This window comes from Chitinophaga nivalis (assembly GCF_025989125.1).
Lineage (GTDB): Bacteria > Bacteroidota > Bacteroidia > Chitinophagales > Chitinophagaceae > Chitinophaga > Chitinophaga nivalis.
Genome location: NZ_JAPDNR010000001.1, coordinates 6,594,778 through 6,614,661, shown reverse-complemented (window position 1 = coordinate 6,614,661; position 19,884 = coordinate 6,594,778). Strand labels below are relative to the sequence as shown.

General features: G+C 44.6%; 12 protein-coding genes. All 12 read left to right on the top strand.

All coding sequences use genetic code 11. The features are described 5' to 3' along the window. Positions 1 to 94 precede the first annotated feature (94 nt). The 12 genes from OL444_RS24345 (at position 95) to OL444_RS24290 (ending at position 19,877) form a co-directional block, all read left to right on the top strand. Positions 95 to 673: an HdeD family acid-resistance protein gene (locus tag OL444_RS24345; RefSeq protein ID WP_264729227.1), complete on the top strand. Its 579-nt coding sequence runs from the start codon at positions 95 to 97 to the stop codon at positions 671 to 673. An 82-nt stretch (positions 674 to 755) separates the two neighbouring features. Beyond that, positions 756 to 3,368: a M1 family metallopeptidase gene (locus OL444_RS24340; protein WP_264729228.1), complete on the top strand. Its 2,613-nt coding sequence runs from the start codon at positions 756 to 758 to the stop codon at positions 3,366 to 3,368. Between the two features lie 120 nt (positions 3,369 to 3,488). Then, on the top strand, positions 3,489 to 4,409 hold the full coding sequence (locus tag OL444_RS24335; protein WP_264729229.1) for a hypothetical protein: 921 nt from the start codon (positions 3,489 to 3,491) through the stop codon (positions 4,407 to 4,409). A 186-nt stretch (positions 4,410 to 4,595) separates the two neighbouring features. After that, positions 4,596 to 6,449, top strand: a complete 1,854-nt coding sequence (locus OL444_RS24330) for a sigma-70 family RNA polymerase sigma factor (protein ID WP_264729230.1) — start codon at positions 4,596 to 4,598, stop codon at positions 6,447 to 6,449. 138 nt (positions 6,450 to 6,587) lie between these two features. Further along, positions 6,588 to 7,571 carry a FecR family protein gene (locus OL444_RS24325; protein ID WP_264729231.1) on the top strand — a complete coding sequence of 328 codons (984 nt, stop codon included), beginning with the start codon at positions 6,588 to 6,590 and terminating at the stop codon, positions 7,569 to 7,571. Positions 7,572 to 7,695: 124 nt separating this feature from the next. Further along, positions 7,696 to 10,941, top strand: a complete 3,246-nt coding sequence (locus OL444_RS24320) for a TonB-dependent receptor (protein WP_264729232.1) — start codon at positions 7,696 to 7,698, stop codon at positions 10,939 to 10,941. Between the two features lie 108 nt (positions 10,942 to 11,049). Further along, on the top strand, positions 11,050 to 12,507 hold the full coding sequence (locus OL444_RS24315) for a beta-helix domain-containing protein (RefSeq protein ID WP_264729233.1): 1,458 nt from the start codon (positions 11,050 to 11,052) through the stop codon (positions 12,505 to 12,507). Positions 12,508 to 12,575: 68 nt separating this feature from the next. Continuing rightward, on the top strand, positions 12,576 to 13,454 hold the full coding sequence (locus OL444_RS24310) for a hypothetical protein (RefSeq protein ID WP_264729234.1): 879 nt from the start codon (positions 12,576 to 12,578) through the stop codon (positions 13,452 to 13,454). A 261-nt stretch (positions 13,455 to 13,715) separates the two neighbouring features. Next, positions 13,716 to 15,119, top strand: a complete 1,404-nt coding sequence (locus tag OL444_RS24305; RefSeq protein WP_264729235.1) for a beta-helix domain-containing protein — start codon at positions 13,716 to 13,718, stop codon at positions 15,117 to 15,119. A gap of 142 nt (positions 15,120 to 15,261) precedes the next feature. Next, the gene (locus OL444_RS24300) at positions 15,262 to 16,734 is read left to right on the top strand and encodes a beta-helix domain-containing protein (protein ID WP_264729236.1); all 1,473 of its coding nucleotides are present in this window, start codon (positions 15,262 to 15,264) and stop codon (positions 16,732 to 16,734) included. A gap of 157 nt (positions 16,735 to 16,891) precedes the next feature. Beyond that, the gene (locus OL444_RS24295) at positions 16,892 to 18,361 is read left to right on the top strand and encodes a beta-helix domain-containing protein (protein WP_264729237.1); all 1,470 of its coding nucleotides are present in this window, start codon (positions 16,892 to 16,894) and stop codon (positions 18,359 to 18,361) included. Between the two features lie 37 nt (positions 18,362 to 18,398). After that, a complete protein-coding gene (locus OL444_RS24290) occupies positions 18,399 to 19,877 on the top strand; it encodes a beta-helix domain-containing protein (protein WP_264729238.1) in 1,479 nt (492 codons plus the stop codon). Positions 19,878 to 19,884 lie beyond the last annotated feature (7 nt).

Sequence of the window (19,884 nt, the reverse complement as noted above, 5' to 3'; positions counted from 1 at the left end):
GTTGTTTTTTCTTTATGATGTTATGATGAACTTTTTGTAATGGAAGCTGTTAGGAAGAACATAGTGATTGTTTTATAACATTAAAATATTTTTTATGTCAGCCTTGCTTAACACGATTCGGGAGAACGTAAAATATTGGGGACTTTACCTGATTAACGGCATTATTTTTTTGCTGGCAGGTTTTGTGGTATTCAGTAACCCATTCAGCAGTTATATATTGTTGAGCGTCTTTTTTAGTGTGACGTTATTTGTAACCGGCCTTTTTGAAACGATTTTCGCCATCAGCAACCGTAAAACCTCCTATGGCTGGGGCTGGGCACTGGCTTCCGGCATTATAGATCTGGTAGTGGGTTTTATACTGATTATCCATCCGGCCATCAGTATGGCCGTTATTCCGTTATTTCTCGGCTTCTGGTTTTTATTCAGGGGTATCAGTCTGATTGGTTATTCCATTCAGCTCAATACACAAGGGGTTTCCGGTTGGGGATGGCTGTTGGCAGGCGGTATCGGCCTGATTATTATTGCCGTGGTGATATTGGATAACCCAGCCCTGGGAGTGGCTACTATATTGGGTTTAATGGCCGCTGCTTTTTGGGGTACCGGTATACTGAGCATCCTCTTTGCCTTCCGGTTGAAACAATTGAAAAACAAACTGAAAGCAGAAAATACTTAACAAGTGATAAAACAGCTGCGATAGATTGGAAATTCGCATGGCTCTTCATTATATTAGCAGCAACAAATCTAAATCACCATCGATGAAATTGAAGAGCATCTATGCGGTCGTATCCTTATTATTAATAGGAACGATACAGCAGGGAGCAGCACAAACCGCGTCAAAATATGACCACCACGCGGCATTCTCCCCCTTATTTTATCCCGCTGCCGGCAATGAATACCGCAGTGCAGGCGGCGCTCCCGGCCCTAAATACTGGCAAAATACGGCCGACTATAAGCTGGCCGTTACCCTGGATACTGCGAAACAGCGTATCAGCGGATCCGTTACCATTACCTATCGCAATAACAGCCCGGATCAGCTGCCCTTTCTCTGGCTGCAGCTGGATCAGCAGCTTTTTCGCAAAGATGCGAGAGGTACAGCTGCCACCACTGCGGTTGGCGATCGTTTTGCCAGCGCGCAATATACCAACGGTTTTGAACTGCAGACCGTGAATGTATCAGCCAATGGCAAAAGCAGCACGGCAGATTACCTGGTAGACGATACCCGGATGCAGATTCGCCTGAAAGAAGCGCTCAAAACAGGCGGCTCTCTGCAGATTACCATCCATTACGCCTATACGGTGCCGGAGTTTGGCGTAGATCGTACCGGCTTGCAACGTAAACGCGACGGCCGGATCTATCAGATCGCACAATGGTATCCGCGTATGGCCGTATATGATGATGTGCTGGGATGGAATACCCTGCCTTACCTGGGAGCCGGTGAATTTTACCTGGAATATGGTAACTATGATTATACCATCACGGCGCCGGCCAATATGTTGGTAGTAGGTTCCGGCGAACTGGTGAATGAAACACAGGTGCTCAGCGCCACCGAAGCAGCCTTGCTGGCAAAAGCCCGTAATAGTGACAAAACTGTGATGATCCGTGACAGCAGTGCCTTAACAAAGCTGCCCACGAAAGGAGACCGCACCTGGCACTTTACCTGTAAAAATGCCCGCGATGTAGCCTGGGCCGCTTCTGCGGCCTTCCTGTGGGATGCTGCGCGCATTGACCTGCCAGGTGGAAAAAAAGCGCTGGCGCAATCCGTTTATCCCGTGGAAGCAGGAGGTAATGACGCCTGGGGCAGATCTACAGAATATGTGAAAGGTTGTATCGAACAATATTCAAAAGACTGGTACGTATATACTTATCCGGTAGCGACCAATGTAGCAGGTATTGCACATGGAATGGAATATCCGGGTATTGTTTTCTGTTCTTCCTACTCATCAAAGGGTGGGTTGTGGGGCGTGACCAATCATGAATTCGGGCATAACTGGTTTCCCATGATTGTAGGTTCCAATGAACGTAAATATGCCTGGATGGATGAAGGGTTTAATACATTCATCAACAGATTGGCCACCAAAGCCTTTAACAAGGGAGAGTATCACGGCGAAGAAAAGATACAACAGAACGCCCCGGGGATGTTCTCCGCATATGAAGAAGCCATCATGAACACCCCGGATGTGATTGACCTGAATTACAACGGCGTTGCAGCTTATTACAAACCGGCGATGGGCTTAAGCCTGTTGCGGCATCAGATCCTGGGACCGCAGCGGTTTGATTATGCTTTCCGCGAATACATTAAACGCTGGGCATTTAAGCATCCTACTCCGTGGGATTTTTTCCGTACCATGGAAAACGCCTCAGGAGAGGATCTAAGCTGGTTCTGGCGTGGTTGGTTCTTCAATAACTGGAAACTGGACCAGGCAATAAAAGGTGTGAAATATGTACAGGAAAATCCGGCGTTGGGGGCATTGATTACCATACAAAACCTGGAACAATTGCCTATGCCGGTGGTCATCGCCATACAGGATGAAAAAGGTAAAACAGATACCGTTCGGTTGCCGGTAGAAATCTGGCAGCGGGGCTGTACCTGGACTTTCCGCTACCCGTCTGCGGCGCCATTGACGAAAGTAGAGATAGATCCGGCCGGTCATTTCCCGGACATCCATCCGGAGAATAATACCTGGAAAGCGGCTGCCGGAAAACCTGTGCCGGCAGGTGTTACTGCTACGACAGTATTAAATGGGCATGTCAACGCTATTGGTGGCGCAGATAAACTTAGAAAAATTAAGGATTATGGCATAGAAGCAACCGGTAATGCAAGAGGTACGCAGGTAGACGTGAAAATAAAATGGAAGCAACCCGATAAGTTCAGCCAGGAAGTATTTGTGCCGGTAATAGGCCAGATTGTTAAAAAAACAGTGATCAATGGAGAAGAGGTGGCCGTTACATTGGGAGGCAGGAAACTGCCGCTGTCCGCTGCAGAAAAAGCGGCAGAGAAAGAGCGGGAAATCCTGTTTCCGGAATTGTATTTCACCAGTGAAGCAGATAAAGTGAAAATAGAACTGGCGCCGCTGACAGCAGAGATAGAGGGTATACAAACCTATGTGCTAACCATCGCTACTACCAATGGAGTGATATTCCGTAATTACTACGATTGTAAGACTGGTCTGAAAGTAAGAACGACATTCCCGGCTACACAGGAAAGCAATGCGAAGGAAGTGATGACCGATTATGCCGATTACCGCGAAGTGAATGAGGGTATCAAAATTCCTTTCAGTCTCCGTACTACCACAGATGGATTTGATACGCAGTTGAAAGTAACCAAGGTATCCGTGAATAGTGGATGGGGGGATGAGTTTTTTAAATAAAAAATCACATCAATGATGAAACATCTCCGGTGAAAACATTTCACCGGAGACGTTTTTTTATAGCAGTAACTGATCCCCATAATAGGGATATTCCCTAGCTTCGCAGTCAAAAGGATACCTATGAATTGGAAGACATGCCAACGTTTTTTGTATAGCCTCATTGTTATGATGACCTGTCATACCGCCCTCCATGCACAGGTAGATGCTACTTATTCTTTAAATGGTGTTACGCAGGGAACTAACTCCTGGGTAAAAGCGGGCACAATTAATTTAATGCAAGGTGGCCGAAATGCAACGATTACTTTTTACGGGGGGAATGGGTTTAATGCAGATCCCAGCCAGTTGACCAGTGCCGAACTGACAATCAGAACCAGTAATGGTAGTTCGCTGGATGCACAGGGATTTGGGGTAGCGGCAATTGCCAGCAGGCAAGGACGATCCGGTGGTGCCTTTAGTGCATTTAAACTGGTGCCTAATGCAGCTGGTGCAGCAGCAACAGCCTATGACGTATATTTTCTGACTGGCTCTTATGTTGGTGTGGGGTTCTATCGCGTAGTGAGTGCCGGTGGTACCTGGACCCACAGCATGGTAATTGCAGCTGATCCCGGAGAAGCAGCCTATAAAGTAAGCATGGGTTTCAGAACCCAGGATGACAACTACCTGGCTAATTCCCTGTTTATTTCCGGAACAACCGGTAACGTGGCTATCGGTAACGGTGCTGCAGACCCCCAGATAAAACTGGCCGTGAACGGAGATATAAAAGCCAAACGCGTAAAAGTGACCGCTAAAGACTGGCCGGATTTTGTGTTCGCGCAGGATTACCCACTTCGGGATATTGCGGCCCTGGAACAATATATTCACACACATCACCGTTTGCCTGAAATTCCGGCAGCTACTGAAATGGAGGCCAACGGACAGGATCTCGGTGAAATCAACCGGAAGCTGATGCAGAAAGTGGAAGAACTAACCTTATATATCATTCAGTTGAATAAAAAGAACCAGGACCTCGACGCCAGATTACAGGCCCTGGAAAAGAAATAATAAAAGCCGGTTGCCTCTTTTCTTATCATGTTGAGAAGGGAGGCAACAGTTTATCCGGACGGATTAGTTTTCCATGCCATTCATAACCCCTTTGAAACCTTTATGCTGCAAAAAGTTTCCGGATTTATAAGTTCATTAACATTAGGATAATAGTAGGTGCTTATTTTAGTCCTAATATTTTAAGGAATGTCTTTAGAGGATCTTTTCATTAAGGTATATAAAGTTAATTACCAGAAAGTATATGATTTTGCATATAAACTTTCCGGTGATAGACATCGTGCAAAGGATATTGCACAGCAATGTTTTCTGCGGTTGTGGGAACGGATGGATATGATCAGCAGTGAAGAAGAGGATATTTTTCCGCTGTTGTATGTGATTGCCAAACGGGTGGTCATCGATGAAAGCCGGAAAGCAGCCCTCGTTTCCGCCGCTCACAAAAACATCTCCCAGGTGACATCAGCCGCCGCAGACGAAATGGTGCACAGCAACCTCCATCACAAACAACTGCAATCCCGCCTCAGTAATATTTTACGTACCATGCCTGAAAAACCCCGCCGGGTTTATCAATTCCGTTATTCCGGATACTCTCACAAAGAAATAGCCACTATGCTCAATATATCAGTTACGACTGTACGAAGTCATCTCAAAACAGCTACCTATCTGATTCGTAAGAGTATTGGGAATATGACCCTGTTGGTGCTGAGCTGTCTGTTTATCAGCGCCTGTTCCAAAGACAAAGGGGATATACAGCCATCCGGACCGGTAACCACGCAGGAGGTCAACCAGTGGATACTGGACAGCATGCAATATTTCTACTACTGGAAAGATGGTTTGCCTGCAACCGCAGATCAACAGCTCTCCGCACCTGATTATTTTCATCAGTTGCGCAACGCGGCAGACCGTTTTTCCTTTATATATGATCCTGCCAATGCCAATACCTTACCAACCAGTTTGCGGAGTGTATATGGCATGGAAGCCACTGTTATCGGTTATCCGCAGGCCCCGGGGGGCGCACTCGGCGTCATACAGCTGGTACAGGCAGGTTCGCCTGCGGCATCCAAAGACCTGGAAAGAGGAGGGCTGTTTACCCGTATCAACGGCACATTGCTGAATAGTACCAATGCCACCACTTTGCTGCAGCAACTGGCCACCACGGGAAAAGGCAGCCTGACAAGGGCCACCATAAATGCAGATGGCACCATCACAGAAGGGAACGTACAGGAAATATCCCGTGGCGGCTACACAGAAGAACCAGCGGTGCAGCAATCCGATATATGGACGCTTGCGCAGAAAAAAACAGGCTACCTGTGTTTTAATTATTTTGATGATACACAAAGCGCCGGTGTATTGGCTGCTTTCAATCAATTTAAACAGGCAGGCGTTACACAGCTGATACTGGACCTGCGTTATAGTCCGGGTGGAAGCGTGGCGATGGCCGCCGTATTATGTGCCCTGATCGGTAATAATATCAGTGAAGAAAGCATCTTCGTTAAATATACCGGTAATAGCCACCTGGGTAATCGCAACATGGCGTTCAGCCTGGCCATGTCGCTGCCGGAAAATGGTACGGCTGTTACCTTTGAACAGGTAAGGCCTTTGCAGCTCCGGCTGAATAAAGTATACATCCTTACCGGTAATCATACCGCTTCTGCAGCTGAGTTAATGGTGAATAACCTGAAACCCTATGCAACAGTAGTACAGATTGGCACCACTACGCTCGGCAAAGATGAAGGCATGGTTACCATCGCTGATAAACGCACACCCAAAAGAATCCCCTGGATATTAATGCCGGTTACCTATAAACTACAAAATGCCACCGGCGCGGGCGGATATAACCGAGGCATTGCGCCCTTGTACCCCATAGATGAACTGGCCAGTCTGCCCCTGGCGCCCCTGGGAAGTACCAAAGATCCCCTGATAGCGAAAGCCGTGGAGCTGATCAGCACAACCGGCGCCCGCCGCCAGCAACCGTTGCTGCCAGTGGTACAGCCGGTAGGAACCGCACCAGCGATGGCTTATCCGGTGATTATGCACCACTAATACGCCGCCGTTAACCCCGGTGTATGATTTCCAATGTTACCAAAATGTGAATTCCATTTTTTTCCTCCTCACTTTTTAATTACCGATCGTACTGTATGTGTAGATAGTATATTTTGACGCTTTATTCAATTATTATCGGTGATTACGCTGCAAGTATTAGATCGTTATTTTAAAAATGAATGCTCGCCGGAAGAACGGGAAATGGTAACAGTTTATCTGAATGGGGAGGATCATACTTTACTGGATGAATTCCTCGAAGGTAAATGGAGAGAGGCAGAGCAAGCACCCACCGCCCCGGTAATACCACCACCTATTGTATTGCCGGCACGTAAAAAAATAAAGCAATGGACATGGACAAGATACGCAGCGGTGCTGATTGGTATTATGGTGATGTCGGCCACGGCGTTCTATAAATTACGTACGGCAAAATCTCCCGCTGCTACCACCGGTATTGCCCGGCAACAGTGGAAGGAACTGGATAACCGCAGCAGCGGTGTGAAGTCGGTGATCATGGGAGATGGAACAAAAATATGGCTGAACCGGAATGCAGTATTACGTTATCCTGATGACTACAATACTACTGCCAGAGAAGTGGAGCTGATCGGAGAAGCCTACTTTGAAGTAGCAAAAGATAAAGACCGGCCGTTCCGGGTATATACCGCCAATATGGTAACAACAGCCCTGGGAACCTCCTTTAACATCAGTTCCTTTATTACGCAGGATACGGCGGTATGTGTAAGTCTGCTGGAAGGTAAAGTGTCCGTAGCAGCCCTCAGTAAAAATGGTGCATCCACTACCCAGTTGCTGACACCAGGCATGGTAGTGAATTTTGAAGATAATATATTACACGACGCAAAAACAGATCGCAATATACAGCAAGCCACCAGCTGGATAAAAGATAAAATTTATTTTGACAACACTACGTTGAAGGATGTTTGCAGGAGATTATCATACCAATTTAATGAACCAATAGCCGTTGAAGAAAAAGCTGCACAGCAGCGCGTTTCAGGAACATTTAATGCAACAGATGATCTGATAACCATTATGAACGCCATTGCTTACCTGCATAAGCTGGAAGTAAGCAGGCAACCAGAGGGAGGATATCGTATAGGAGAAAAGTAGACCACCACACTTTAGTCTTATTCAATCAGTTACTATAACTGCAGCTATAGCCAAAAGCTGCAACGGGGAGGCTTTTGCCTGACCGGACCGGATTTATTCACAAAACACAAAAGCAATCAGATCAATGACACCTTTCGTTCTAAGATGGTTACAAAGCATGGTATTAAGTATAGGTTTTATGCTCTTGCCTGGCGCCTCTTTATTATATGCGCAGCATTATCAGGAGCTGCAGCAATCGGTACACTTGACAACAGGTAAACAACAGGTAAGCGATGTGTTGAAATCATTACAGGAACAACAGGGCAAATACCGCTATCTCTATGATCCCGCCCAGGTAGCGGAGTTGGACATGAATATCATAAAACCGGAAATGCCCCTGTCGGAAGTATTGCAGCAAATGGATCAGCGGTTGCCACTGGAAGTGGAGTTAAAGGAAAATATTATTGTGATCAGAAAAGGAGCATTGCTTAAAACAGCAATGGGTGTAGTACAGGGAAAAATATTCAATGATCAGAATGAGCCGGTACCAGGTGTGACCATTGTGGTACCTGCTGCCAACAGATATACATCTTCTAAAGTAGATGGTTCCTATACCTTACAGTTGCCGGAAGGAACCTATAACTTGTCTTTCCGGCATCTTGGCTTCCGGTCTTCCAGTGCCAATAATGTAGTGGTGAAGGAAGGACGTGCAGCCATTCAGGATGTGGTGATGTCTTCCACTTCCGCCACGCTGCAGGGCGTAACGGTAAAGGGCGCCGTTAAAAAAGAATCGGTGGCCACCTTATATAATAAACAAAGAAATGCTGCGGGTCTCACTGATGGTATCAGTGCAGAACAGATTACCCGCTCGCCCGACAAAAATGTGGGTGAGGTGCTGAAACGCATCAGTGGTCTGGCCACCGTAGATAATAAATATGTAGTGGTACGTGGTATGAGTGAGCGTTACAACGCAGCCATGCTCAATGGCCAGATTATGCCCAGCACAGAACTGAACCGGAAAAATTTCAGCTACGACATCATTCCTGCCAGTATCATTGATAACATTACCGTTCTCAAAACCATTACCCCCGATATGAGTGCGGAATTCGGCGGGGGACTGGTCAATGTAGAAACCAAAGCTATTCCTACGCAGTCGTTTTTGAATGTTTCCGTGGGGGGCAGCTTCAATGATAATACCACCGGCAAACCGTTTAATAGCCTCAAACTGGACCAGGAATACCTGGGCCGGCCTTCTTCACACCGTAACCTGTTTGGGACGCTGAATTGGAAGAGTATGAAGGATATATTGGCGAAGACAGATGGTCCACATAGCAATGACGGAGCTGATATGAAGTACCCGGTGAAAGATCCATCCGTATTCTCCAATAACTGGGGTATCTATAAGTTTAATGCTCAGCCGTCCATGAACTTACAGGTATCGTGGGGTAAGGTGCTGAATCTGGCAAGTGGTAATCAGCTGGGATTTATTGCGAGTGCCAGTTATCGCAATACATTGCATACGCAGGACGTACGCATGCTGCGTGATGGCTATGCTTCGATGGGCTTACGGGGAGATGGAAAAGATAGTCTGGCGTTTAACGGAAAGCAGTACGGCTTTTCTACGAATATAGGTTGGATGGCAGGAGTGGGATATACCAGTAGCAGGAATAAGCTGAGTTTACAAACCTTATATCTCAATACATTAGATCAGCAACTGTTGCTGGGAAGAGGGGTAGATGGTACGAGTTCTGTACAGGTGCCTGTAATGGGGTACTATGACAATACACAATGGACCCGGTTGTGGCAAACACAGTTCAAAGGAGAACATAGTGTAGGTAACAAGGGGGTGAGGTTACACTGGATGGGTACTTATGTAAAGCTAGACCGTCAGCGGCCGGATAATCACATGATGCGTATTCAGGTGCCGGAGGAAAGCGTTACTACTGACCCATATACCGCTATCGGACCTCCGCAGGCACGTGGTGTAGATGGTGCGATGCGTTGGTGGACCCGGGCTTTTGAAAATGACCTGAACTGGGATATGAATGTGGCAGTACCCTTCCACTTTAATATAAAAGGGATGGCTGTCGCTAATACATTTAAAGTGGGATATGCCGGTTGGTATAAAGATCGGTTATTCTATGTGGCACGGGTAGGTACCGGTGGCAGCTCTGCTGTTCCACAATCTATACAATCATTTTTTGATCCGTCTAAACCTGGATTTACCTTTTCGTTTGATCAATTCAGTGATGATTTTCACCGGAGTGCTGCTTTACATGCGTTGTATGGCATGTTTGATACAAAACTGGCAGGTAAGCTCCGTCTGGTATGGGGCGTACGTGCGGAGTACTATAACCTGAATAAGATAAATGAAGTGTTGGATGAATTTGTAAAAGGAGCAGAGCAATATGTTGGACCCAATAAAGGATATGATTTGAGTTCCTTTTATAACCGGGAAAAAAACTGGAAAATTTTTCCATCTGCCAATCTTACCTACAACCTGTCGGAAAAAATGAATTTGCGGTTGGCCTATGCGCAAAGTATTATCAGACCTGATTTACGGGAGTTGTCTTTTTTTAGGGAATATGACTTTGAACTGGGTGGGGAATATAGAAGTATAGAACCTATCACTTCCAGTGCTTTAAAACATTTGGATTTCAGGTATGAATACTATCCCGGGCCAGGAGAGATTATGTCTGTATCGCTTTTCTACAAAAAAATAGATCTTCCGATGGAAATCAGTGCAGAACCCAGTATCAATACCTTTTCATTGCACAATAATAAAGTAGCCGAGAATAAAGGGATAGAAGTAGAGATCCGCAAATCTTTACGTTTTACTAAAATCCCCGTTGTAAAGAATTTTACTTTATATGCCAACGGAACCATGTTACTATCAAGAGTGAAAGCCTTGTCGCCTGTGTCCTATAAGGAAGATCCCCCTGGCTCCAAAAAAATTGTAATACAACAAAGTGTGGGTGATTGGGAAGACCGGCCACAGCAAGGAGCCAGCAATTATACCGTGAATGCCGGTGTGTATTATGATACCAGATGGATATCAGCAAGTCTTCTTTATAATTACGTGACCAATCGTTTATTTATGCCGCATGAAGTATACGCTACCTCATTGTTTGAACGTCCGGTGCAGGCATTGGATGGACAGATAGGCGTGAAGCTGCTGAAAGATAAAATGCAGCTGCGTGTTAATGTCAGTAATTTGTTGAATAGCTATAGTACCATTTATTATAACAGTTATGATAATGGAAATACGGAACCGGCGAATGGAAGAAAACCAACCCGTGGAGAACTCCTATATCAAAAAGATAAGGATATTATTTTCTATCAGATTAAACCCGGAAGAACCTACAGCTTTACATTGGGGTATAATTTCTAACGCTACTATTTAAAACCGTATGAGGAGTATGAAAAATCAAAACGCATGTATTATTACCGGTATATACAGTTGTTTAGTAATTATTATTTAAATCTAAATCTTTATTTGATGACCAAGTTTAACCTCAACGCAGCAGCTATCGCTATCCTGGCTGCCAGCGTATTTGCAGTATCCTGCAAAAAAGACCAACAACAACAAGCCCCGGCTGAAAAGCCTGTTGGCGCCAATTTGATTGTTCCTGCCAACGGTGCCACTTTAAGTGGAGTGTTAGGTACCGGAAAAACAGTGCGTGATACCATTCACCTCACTGGTGGTACTTACCTGTTACAGGGTTTGGTGTATGTAGACACCCTCGACGTAATAAAAATTGATGCAGGTACTACTATTAAAGGTATCGTAGGTGCACCCGGTGGTACATTGGTGGTAACCCGTGGCGCCAAAATTGAAGCCAATGGTACCGCTACCCAACCTATTGTATTTACTTCCAACAGCGGTAGCCCTGCTTCCGGTCAGATTGGAGGCCTTGTTATTCTGGGTAGAGCTAAAACCAACCAGACTAATCCACTTATTGAAGGTATAGGAGGTACACCCCCGGCTGATACCCATTATGGTGGTACACAGGTGGCTGATAACTCCGGTATCCTGAAATATGTACGTATTCAGTATGCAGGTTATGAACTGAGCACCGATAATGAACTGAATGGTCTTACACTGGGCGGTGTTGGTAGTGGTACTACTATTGACTTTGTGGAAGTGTATAAAGCTGCCGATGATGGTATCGAATTCTTTGGTGGCGATGTGAATGCCAGTCACCTGGTGGTAGTAAACCCACTGGATGACGGGCTGGATTTTGACAACGGTTACACCGGACGTATCCAGTATGCGTTGGTAGTAGAAGATTCTACCCGTGCTGATAAAAGTACCTCTAACGGTATCGAATCAGATAATAATAGCGTGGGTAGCCAGGCCTTACCTATTACCAAACCACTGATTGCCAACTTGACTATCATCGGTTTACCTAGCCAGGCTTTGGCTACTAAAACTAATTTCCTGCCTTCTGGTACAGGTAAATATGGTGTGGTAGCACATTGGAGAAGAAGCAGCCAGTTTCAGGTGTATAACTCTGTTTTCTTAGGCTTTGAGAGAGGCTTCTTGCTGGATAATACGGTACCCGCCGGAGGAACTACAGTAGATACTCAGGAAAAATATCGTGATGGTGTTTCTATCATAAAAAATAACCTGGTACATGCCTTCACTACACCTTTTGCCAGCAATCCTGCTTATCCATTCACAGCTACCAAGGCTTACCCTGCAGCAGCTGATAATAACAGTGGTTTTGCCAATGCATTGAATGCTAATGCGGCTATCAGACTGGTTAATCCTTTCAATAGAGGAATTGCTGGTTTTTATCGTCCAGGTAATGATCCGTTAAATCCTTCTCCAGCAGCAACTGGTGGTTTAACTACTGGTTTACCTGCGGGTATAGTGGGTACCAGCTTTAGAGGTGCTGTAAGTGCTGATGCAGCTGCTGACTGGATCACTGGTTGGACTGTTTTAGGTTACTAATTTCTTTTTAATCAGGGGCTGCACTATGATGGTCGTATAATTATGTCGGATTGGAAGGCGCCGGTAGTATGGATAGAGATACAATGACAAATATTATAGAATCATTAGGGGGCAGCCCCTTTCTAACTTTTATATTGAAGATGAAATTTTATTCTTTTAGATTTTTATGCTCCATTTTTTTTGGATTGCAATTATTAGCCTGTAATAAGGGGGAGTTAACAGAAGGAGAAAAATTTGTAGCACTATCTGTTCCTTTTGTATTTCATAACAATGATACCTTGGATCTTTATGTAGATGGGAAGTTAATACAACGACTCGGTACACAACAGGCAGGTTTTGGAGCTACACTAAAACAAAAAGATCAATTACATATCAGCATTCATAAAAAAGATTCAGCTGCATCTCTCAAGGATACACTTGTACGGGCATTGACAGATAGAATATCTTTAACTTATGCTTATGATACCTCCTATGGATTTAATCAGTTTATAAAGGAAGGCGATTTTGATCAACCTGCAAAAGATAGTATCGCGTTTATCCTGATTAATAAGTTTAATAATTTTGGCTCAGGCGCAATTAATATAAGTATTTACCGTGATAATAATATGGAAAACCTTGCCCGATCGCAAGATTCTGTAACCACAGTGAAAAATATATCATTGAATCAGACTTCTGTCAGGATTGTCTTACCTGCGAATAATGAGAATGGGCAAAAGAATCTTTATGTAGTAGTTGTAAGAGATGCCGTTTCCGGTGTAAATGCATTTCAGAGCTATATTACGGATTATGAAAAACCGGATAGTTATGCATTCTCCTATCTTAATGCAAGCAGTACAGAAGAAGCTGCGCCTGGAATGATTAACGTGATTAAAATAGAATCATTTTTATTGGATAATGGAGTGAAAGTATATAACCTTCCAAAGTTAATTTTCGCGTTTCAATTATGATTTTTTTAGCGTGTTACCCCAGCATTTTTCGATGAAGCTATAGAGGCTGCCGTTTTCGGCGGCCTTTCATTCACTCTTCTTATAAAATCCTTCATAACTGTCAACACCCAACGACCATACTATCACAGAGGAGTATACGAAACAATAGTATGCAGGACATAGCTATAAATGAGTATTTATCAATGTTTAATTTTTATACAGATGATTAAGCGCATGCACAACATAGCTGTAGTGACAGCTATATTGCTAACCTGCATCAGTATGTTATCCTGTGAAAAAAATCAGCAGGACCAGCAACATTCCCCGGTGAGCGCCACCCAGATCATTCCTGCCAACGGCGCTACTTTAAACGGCGTTTTAGGTGTAGGCCATACGGTCCGGGATACCATTCATTTAACAGGTGGTACGTATTACCTGAATGGAATCGTGTATGTAGATACGTTGGATGTGTTACAGATAGATGCCGGATCAGTGTTGAAGGGGCTTCCCGGTACTGCTGCTACACCCGGTGGCACACTGGTGATTACCCGTGGCGGCAAGATTGAAGCATTGGGTACCGCTTCTGCTCCGGTTGTATTTACTTCCACAAAATCTACACCGGCAGCAGGTGACATCGGTGGATTGGTAATTCTGGGAAGGGCTACGATCAATCAACCAGGCAGTCCCCGGATAGAAGGGATAGGAGGTATTACACCTGTCAGTGTACTATATGGCGGGAGCTTCGATAATGATAATTCCGGCAAGCTGCGGTATGTACGGATAGAATATGCCGGCTTTGAGCTAAGCGTGGATAATGAACTGAATGGACTGACGCTGGGAGCTGTGGGTAATGGAACCGAAATAGATTTTGTAGAGGTATATAAGGCAAAGGATGATGGCATACAGTTTTTTGGCGGTACCGTGAATGTCAGCCATGTGATTGTGGTGAATCCGTTGGATGATGCCTTGGATTTTGAATATGGTTATAGGGGGCGTATTCAATATGCTTTGCTGCTGGCAGATTCCACCCGCGCAGATAGAAGTATCTCCAATGGAATTGAGTCAGATAATAATATCAGCAATGTACCGCTATTACCCGTGACCAAGCCGCTGATTGCTAATCTGACCATGATTGGTTTACCGAATCGCCCGCTGGCGATCAAAACCAATTTCCCGCCTTCCGCTATTGGCAGATATGGCGCTGCCGCCCTCTGGAGAAGCAGCAGTCAGTTTGAAGTATACAATACCATTTTGCTGGGCTATGAAAATGGCTTCCTGTTAGATAATTCCGGAGGTAGCACCATCGATACCCAGGAACGATACCGCGATGGTTTCTCTATTATCAAACATAACCTGGTACATGCCTATAATGTACCTTTTCATAGTGCTAATCCCCTGTATCCTTACAACAGTATGCGCCCATACCCGGATGCGCCGGATAACAATACCGGCTATACGAATCCGTTGGATCCGAACGCAGCTATCAGGTTAGTAAAGCCGTTCGATAGAACCGTCCCTGGTTTTTATCTTCCTAAAACCGGTAATCCATTGGTGGTATCTCCGGCATTAACCGGCGGACTTACGATAGGGTTACCTGTCGGCCTGACCGGAACGATTTACAGGGGTGCTTTCGATGGTATACCTGGTAATGACTGGGCGGCAGCCTGGGCTGTTTTTGCTTATTGATAAGATGATATGTTATTGCATAGATATAGCTGAGATATAGCGCGCTTTACAGCAACCTTTGTTGATAATGCCTACAGACAACCGGTGTAAAGCAGGGAGATGAATCATAACGCATGATTACCCATTATTAAATCTTGGATTGATGACCAACTTTTATCGCCATACAGCTGCTATCATGGCCATGCTGATTGCTGGGATATTTGTAGCCTCTTGTAAAAAAGATGCCCAAACTCAAAATGAGCGCCCTGTTAGCGCTACAGAGATTGTGCCAGCCAACGGTGCCACTTTATCAGGTATTTTAGGTACAGGAAAAACAGTACGTGATACCATTCACCTGACAGGAGGAACATATTTACTACAAGGGATTGTGTATGTAGATACTTTAGATGTGGTTAGAATAGATGCGGGGACTGTTATTAAAGGAATATCAAGTGGAGATTGGAGATCTCCGGGAGGAACGCTGGTGATTACGAGAGGAGCTAAAATTGAAGCTGTTGGAACAGCGGCTAAACCTATTATATTTACATCCAATAGTGCTACACCGGCTTCCGGGCAAATAGGAGGTGTTGTTATTCTGGGCAGATCTACCACTAATAATTATACGGACGCTACAATTGAAGGTTTTGGTGGAATTCCTGTTGTTGATATTCGTTATGGAGGAAATGTTGAAACGGATAATTCAGGTATCCTGAAATATGTGCGTATAGAATATGCTGGTTTTGAATTTAGTCCGGATAATGAATTGAACGGGCTGACTTTAGGAGGAGTAGGTAGTGGTACCACCATAGATTTTGTAGAGGTATATAAAGCCGCTGACGATGGTATTCAGTTTTTTGGTGGGACCGTAGATGCAAAACATCTGGTTATTGTAAACTCATTAGATGATGGATTGGATTTTAGTAATGGATATCGCGGGCATATTCAATATGTATTGATCATAGCAGATTCTACCCGCGCGGATAAAAGTGCCTCCAATGGAATTGAGGCGCAGAATACTTATACAGGAGATTCACGGACACCATTTACTAAACCGTTTATCGCAAACCTAACGTTAATAGGATTGCCTAATCATAATTTGGCAACTAAACTCAATTTTCTTCCCAGTGGTACTGGTAAATATGGTGCAGCAACGCAATGGAGAAGAAGCAGCCGTTTTGAAGTGTATAATTCAATTTTTATTGGGTATGAAAATGGTTGGTTATTGGATAATACGATTCCTGTCGGTGGTACAGTGGTGAATACACTGGAAAGTTACCGAGACGGGAATTCTATATTTAAACACAACCTGATACATGCTTATACCAGACCTTTTCATAGCAACCCTGCTTATCCTTTTACAACCATCAAATCTTATCCGTCAGCAGCAGATAACAATACCGGTTATACGAATGTAATAGACCCAAATGAAGCCATCAAATTGGCAGATCCATTTGACAGAAGAATAATTGGTTTTTACCTGCCTAGAATCGGCCCTCCTCCAGTAGCATCTCCAGCCCTCACCGGTGGTCTCACGACCGGCCTACCCGCCGGTTTAACAGGTACTAAGTACCGAGGCGCTTTCGATGGCCTCCCGGCCAACAACTGGGCTGCCGGCTGGACTGTTTTTACGTATTAATGGTGGCAGGCATATCGACTTTTGATATGCGGATATTAAATCGCCAGAATAAAGAATGATAAATGCTTTACATTGTTAATCATATTTGTTTGTAACTGGTGTAAAGCAAGGTAAATGAATCATAAGTAATAATCACCCATTATTAAATTACTGATTGATGACCAACTTTTATCGCAACATAGCCGCTATCATAGTCATGCTGGTTGCCACAATATTTGTGATCTCCTGTAATAAAGAATTACCTGTCCAACAGGAGCATCCTGTTAGTGCAACAATTACACCTGCCAACGGTGCTACCTTATCAGGCATTTTAAGTACTGGAAAAACAATCCGTGATACGATTCATCTGACAGGAGGAACTTATTTCTTATACGGAGTTGTATTTGTGGATAGTTTGGATGTGATTAAAATAGACGCGGGTACGGTTATTAAAGGAATAAGAAGTGTTAATTGGTGGGAGCCTGGTGGTACACTTGTAATTACCCGTGGCGCTAAAATAGAAGCAATCGGAACGCGGACGCATCCAATTATATTCACCTCTGGTAACAGTGTACCAGCAGTAGGTGATATTGGAGGGGTTGTTATTCTTGGCAGATCTACGACCAATAATCAGGAGGATATGAATATTGAAGGCTTGGGAAGTTTTGCTGAAATTGATACCCGTTATGGTGGCTATATTGATAACGATAATTCCGGCACGCTAAAATACGTGCGTATTCAATATGCAGGTTATGAACTAAGCCTGAATAATGAATTGAACGGGCTTTCGTTAGGTGGAGTTGGAAGTGGTACTACCATCGATTTTGTAGAAGTGTATAAATCTGCTGCAGATGGTATTCAATTTTTTGGTGGTACGGTGGATGCAACACATTTGGTGATTGTAAATGCACTGGATGATGGATTGGAGTTTGGTAACGGGTATCATGGCCGCATTCAATATGCCTTAATTGTAGCCGATTCTACCCGTGCAGATAATAGTGCTTCCAATGGAATAGAATCACAGAATAATTTTACCGGAGCATTAAGTATACCAATTACCAAACCCCTTATCGCTAACCTGACGTTGATAGGGATGCCCAATCGTGTTCTGGCTACTAAAAATAATTTTCAGCCTAGTAGTGTTGGGAGATATGGTGAGGCCACGCGCTGGAGAAGAAGCAGTCAGTTTGAAGTATATAATTCAATTTTCCTTGGTTATGAGAATGGTTGGTTCCTGAATAATTTGATTTATGCCACTGGCATAGCGGTAAATACACAGGAAAGCTACCGGGATGGTGCCTCCATTTTTAAGAATAACCTGGTACATGCCTATAGTATTCCTTTTTATAGTAACCCGGCATATCCCTATGATGCGGTTAAACCTTACCCTGCAGCATCAGATAATAACACCGGTTATGCCAATGCATTGAATCCGAATGCGGATATCAGATTGGTGGATCCTTTCAACCGGTATGTAGCTGGTTTTTATCTGCCCAGAATAGGCCCTCCGATCGACTTTTCTCCTGCACTTACCGGCGGTCTCACTACCGGTCTGCCCGCAGGCTTAACCGGTACTAAGTACCGGGGTGCTTTCGATGGTTACTCGGCCCACAACTGGGCCGCCGATTGGACCATTTTCAATTACTAAATAACCTTGTCATTCTTTACTATTTAATCTTTATAGCATGAAACCATTTAACCAGTATATAGCCATGATCTGTATGGCATGTATGACAGGAGTATTTACGACTTCCTGTCAAAAAGAAAAAGCGGTACAGCAAGATAGACCTGTGAGTGCTACCAGCATAACCCCTGCTAAAATGGGTGTATTAAGTGGCGTGTTGGGTACGGGTAAAACAGTCCGGGATACCATTCGCCTGACAGCCGGTACTTACCAGCTGCAGGGCATTGTGTATGTGGATACACTGGATATCATCCAGATAGATCCTGGTACTGTTTTGAAAGGGATTCCCAGTACTAAACCGCAGGAACCTGGTGGCACACTGGTGATTACCCGGGGTGCTAAAATATTCGCTCAGGGAACAGCCACGAATCCTATCATCTTTACCTCCAATAGTCCAACACCTGCCATCGGAGATATTGGTGGCCTGGTGATTCTGGGAAGAGCATTCACGAATAGAGGGGATAAGTTGATAGAAGGAATTGCTACCCCAACGCCGGCAAGTACCTGGTATGGGGGAACTAATGGGCAGGATAACTCCGGCATATTGAAATATGTACGGATAGAATATGCCGGGTTTATATTAAGTACGGATAATGAGCTGAACGGACTTTCGTTGGGTGGTGTGGGGAGTGGTACCACCATCGATTATGTAGAAGTATATAAACCCCTGGACGACGGGATTGAGTTCTTTGGAGGTACTGTCAATGCCAATCACCTGGTAGTCGTAAACCCGTCCGATGACGGATTGGATTTTGATGAAGGGTATCGCGGCCGTATTCAGTTTGCTTTGATTGTAGAAGATAGCACCAGTGCGAATAGGAGCATATCCCATGGTATTGAATCCGATAATAATTTTTACAATGATCTGGTACCTGTTACCCACCCGCAAATTGCCAATCTGACGATTATTGGTTTGCCCAACAGGGCGGCGGCTACCCGTAACAATTATCCACCGTCTTTAACCGGTAGGTATGGTGTGGCTGCACAATGGAGAAGAAACAGTCAGTTTGAAGTGTATAATGCGGTGGTGCTGGGATTTGAGAATGGCTGGCTGCTGGATAATACGATTCCCGCAGGAGCAAGTACAGCAAAGGTCCAGGAATATTACCGTGACGGCATATCCATTATTAAAAACAGCCTGGTACATGCCTATAATGCACCTTTTCACAGCGTTAATCCGCTTTATCCTTATACCTCCATCAAGCCGTATCCGCATATACCGGATAGTAATAAAGTCTATCCGAATGCATTGGATCCGAATGCGGGTATCAGATTGGTGAATCCTTTCAACCGGAATATAGCCAACTTTTTCCTGCCCGGAAGAGGTATAGGTTTTCCGCCGACACCGCCGTCACCTGCGCTGTCAGGAGGCTACATCCCGGGATTACCGGCAGGGTTTATCCAGACCCCCTTTAGGGGCGCGTTTAGCGGGGATCCTGTTAACAACTGGACAAACGGCTGGACCATTTTCAATTATTAAGTAACGC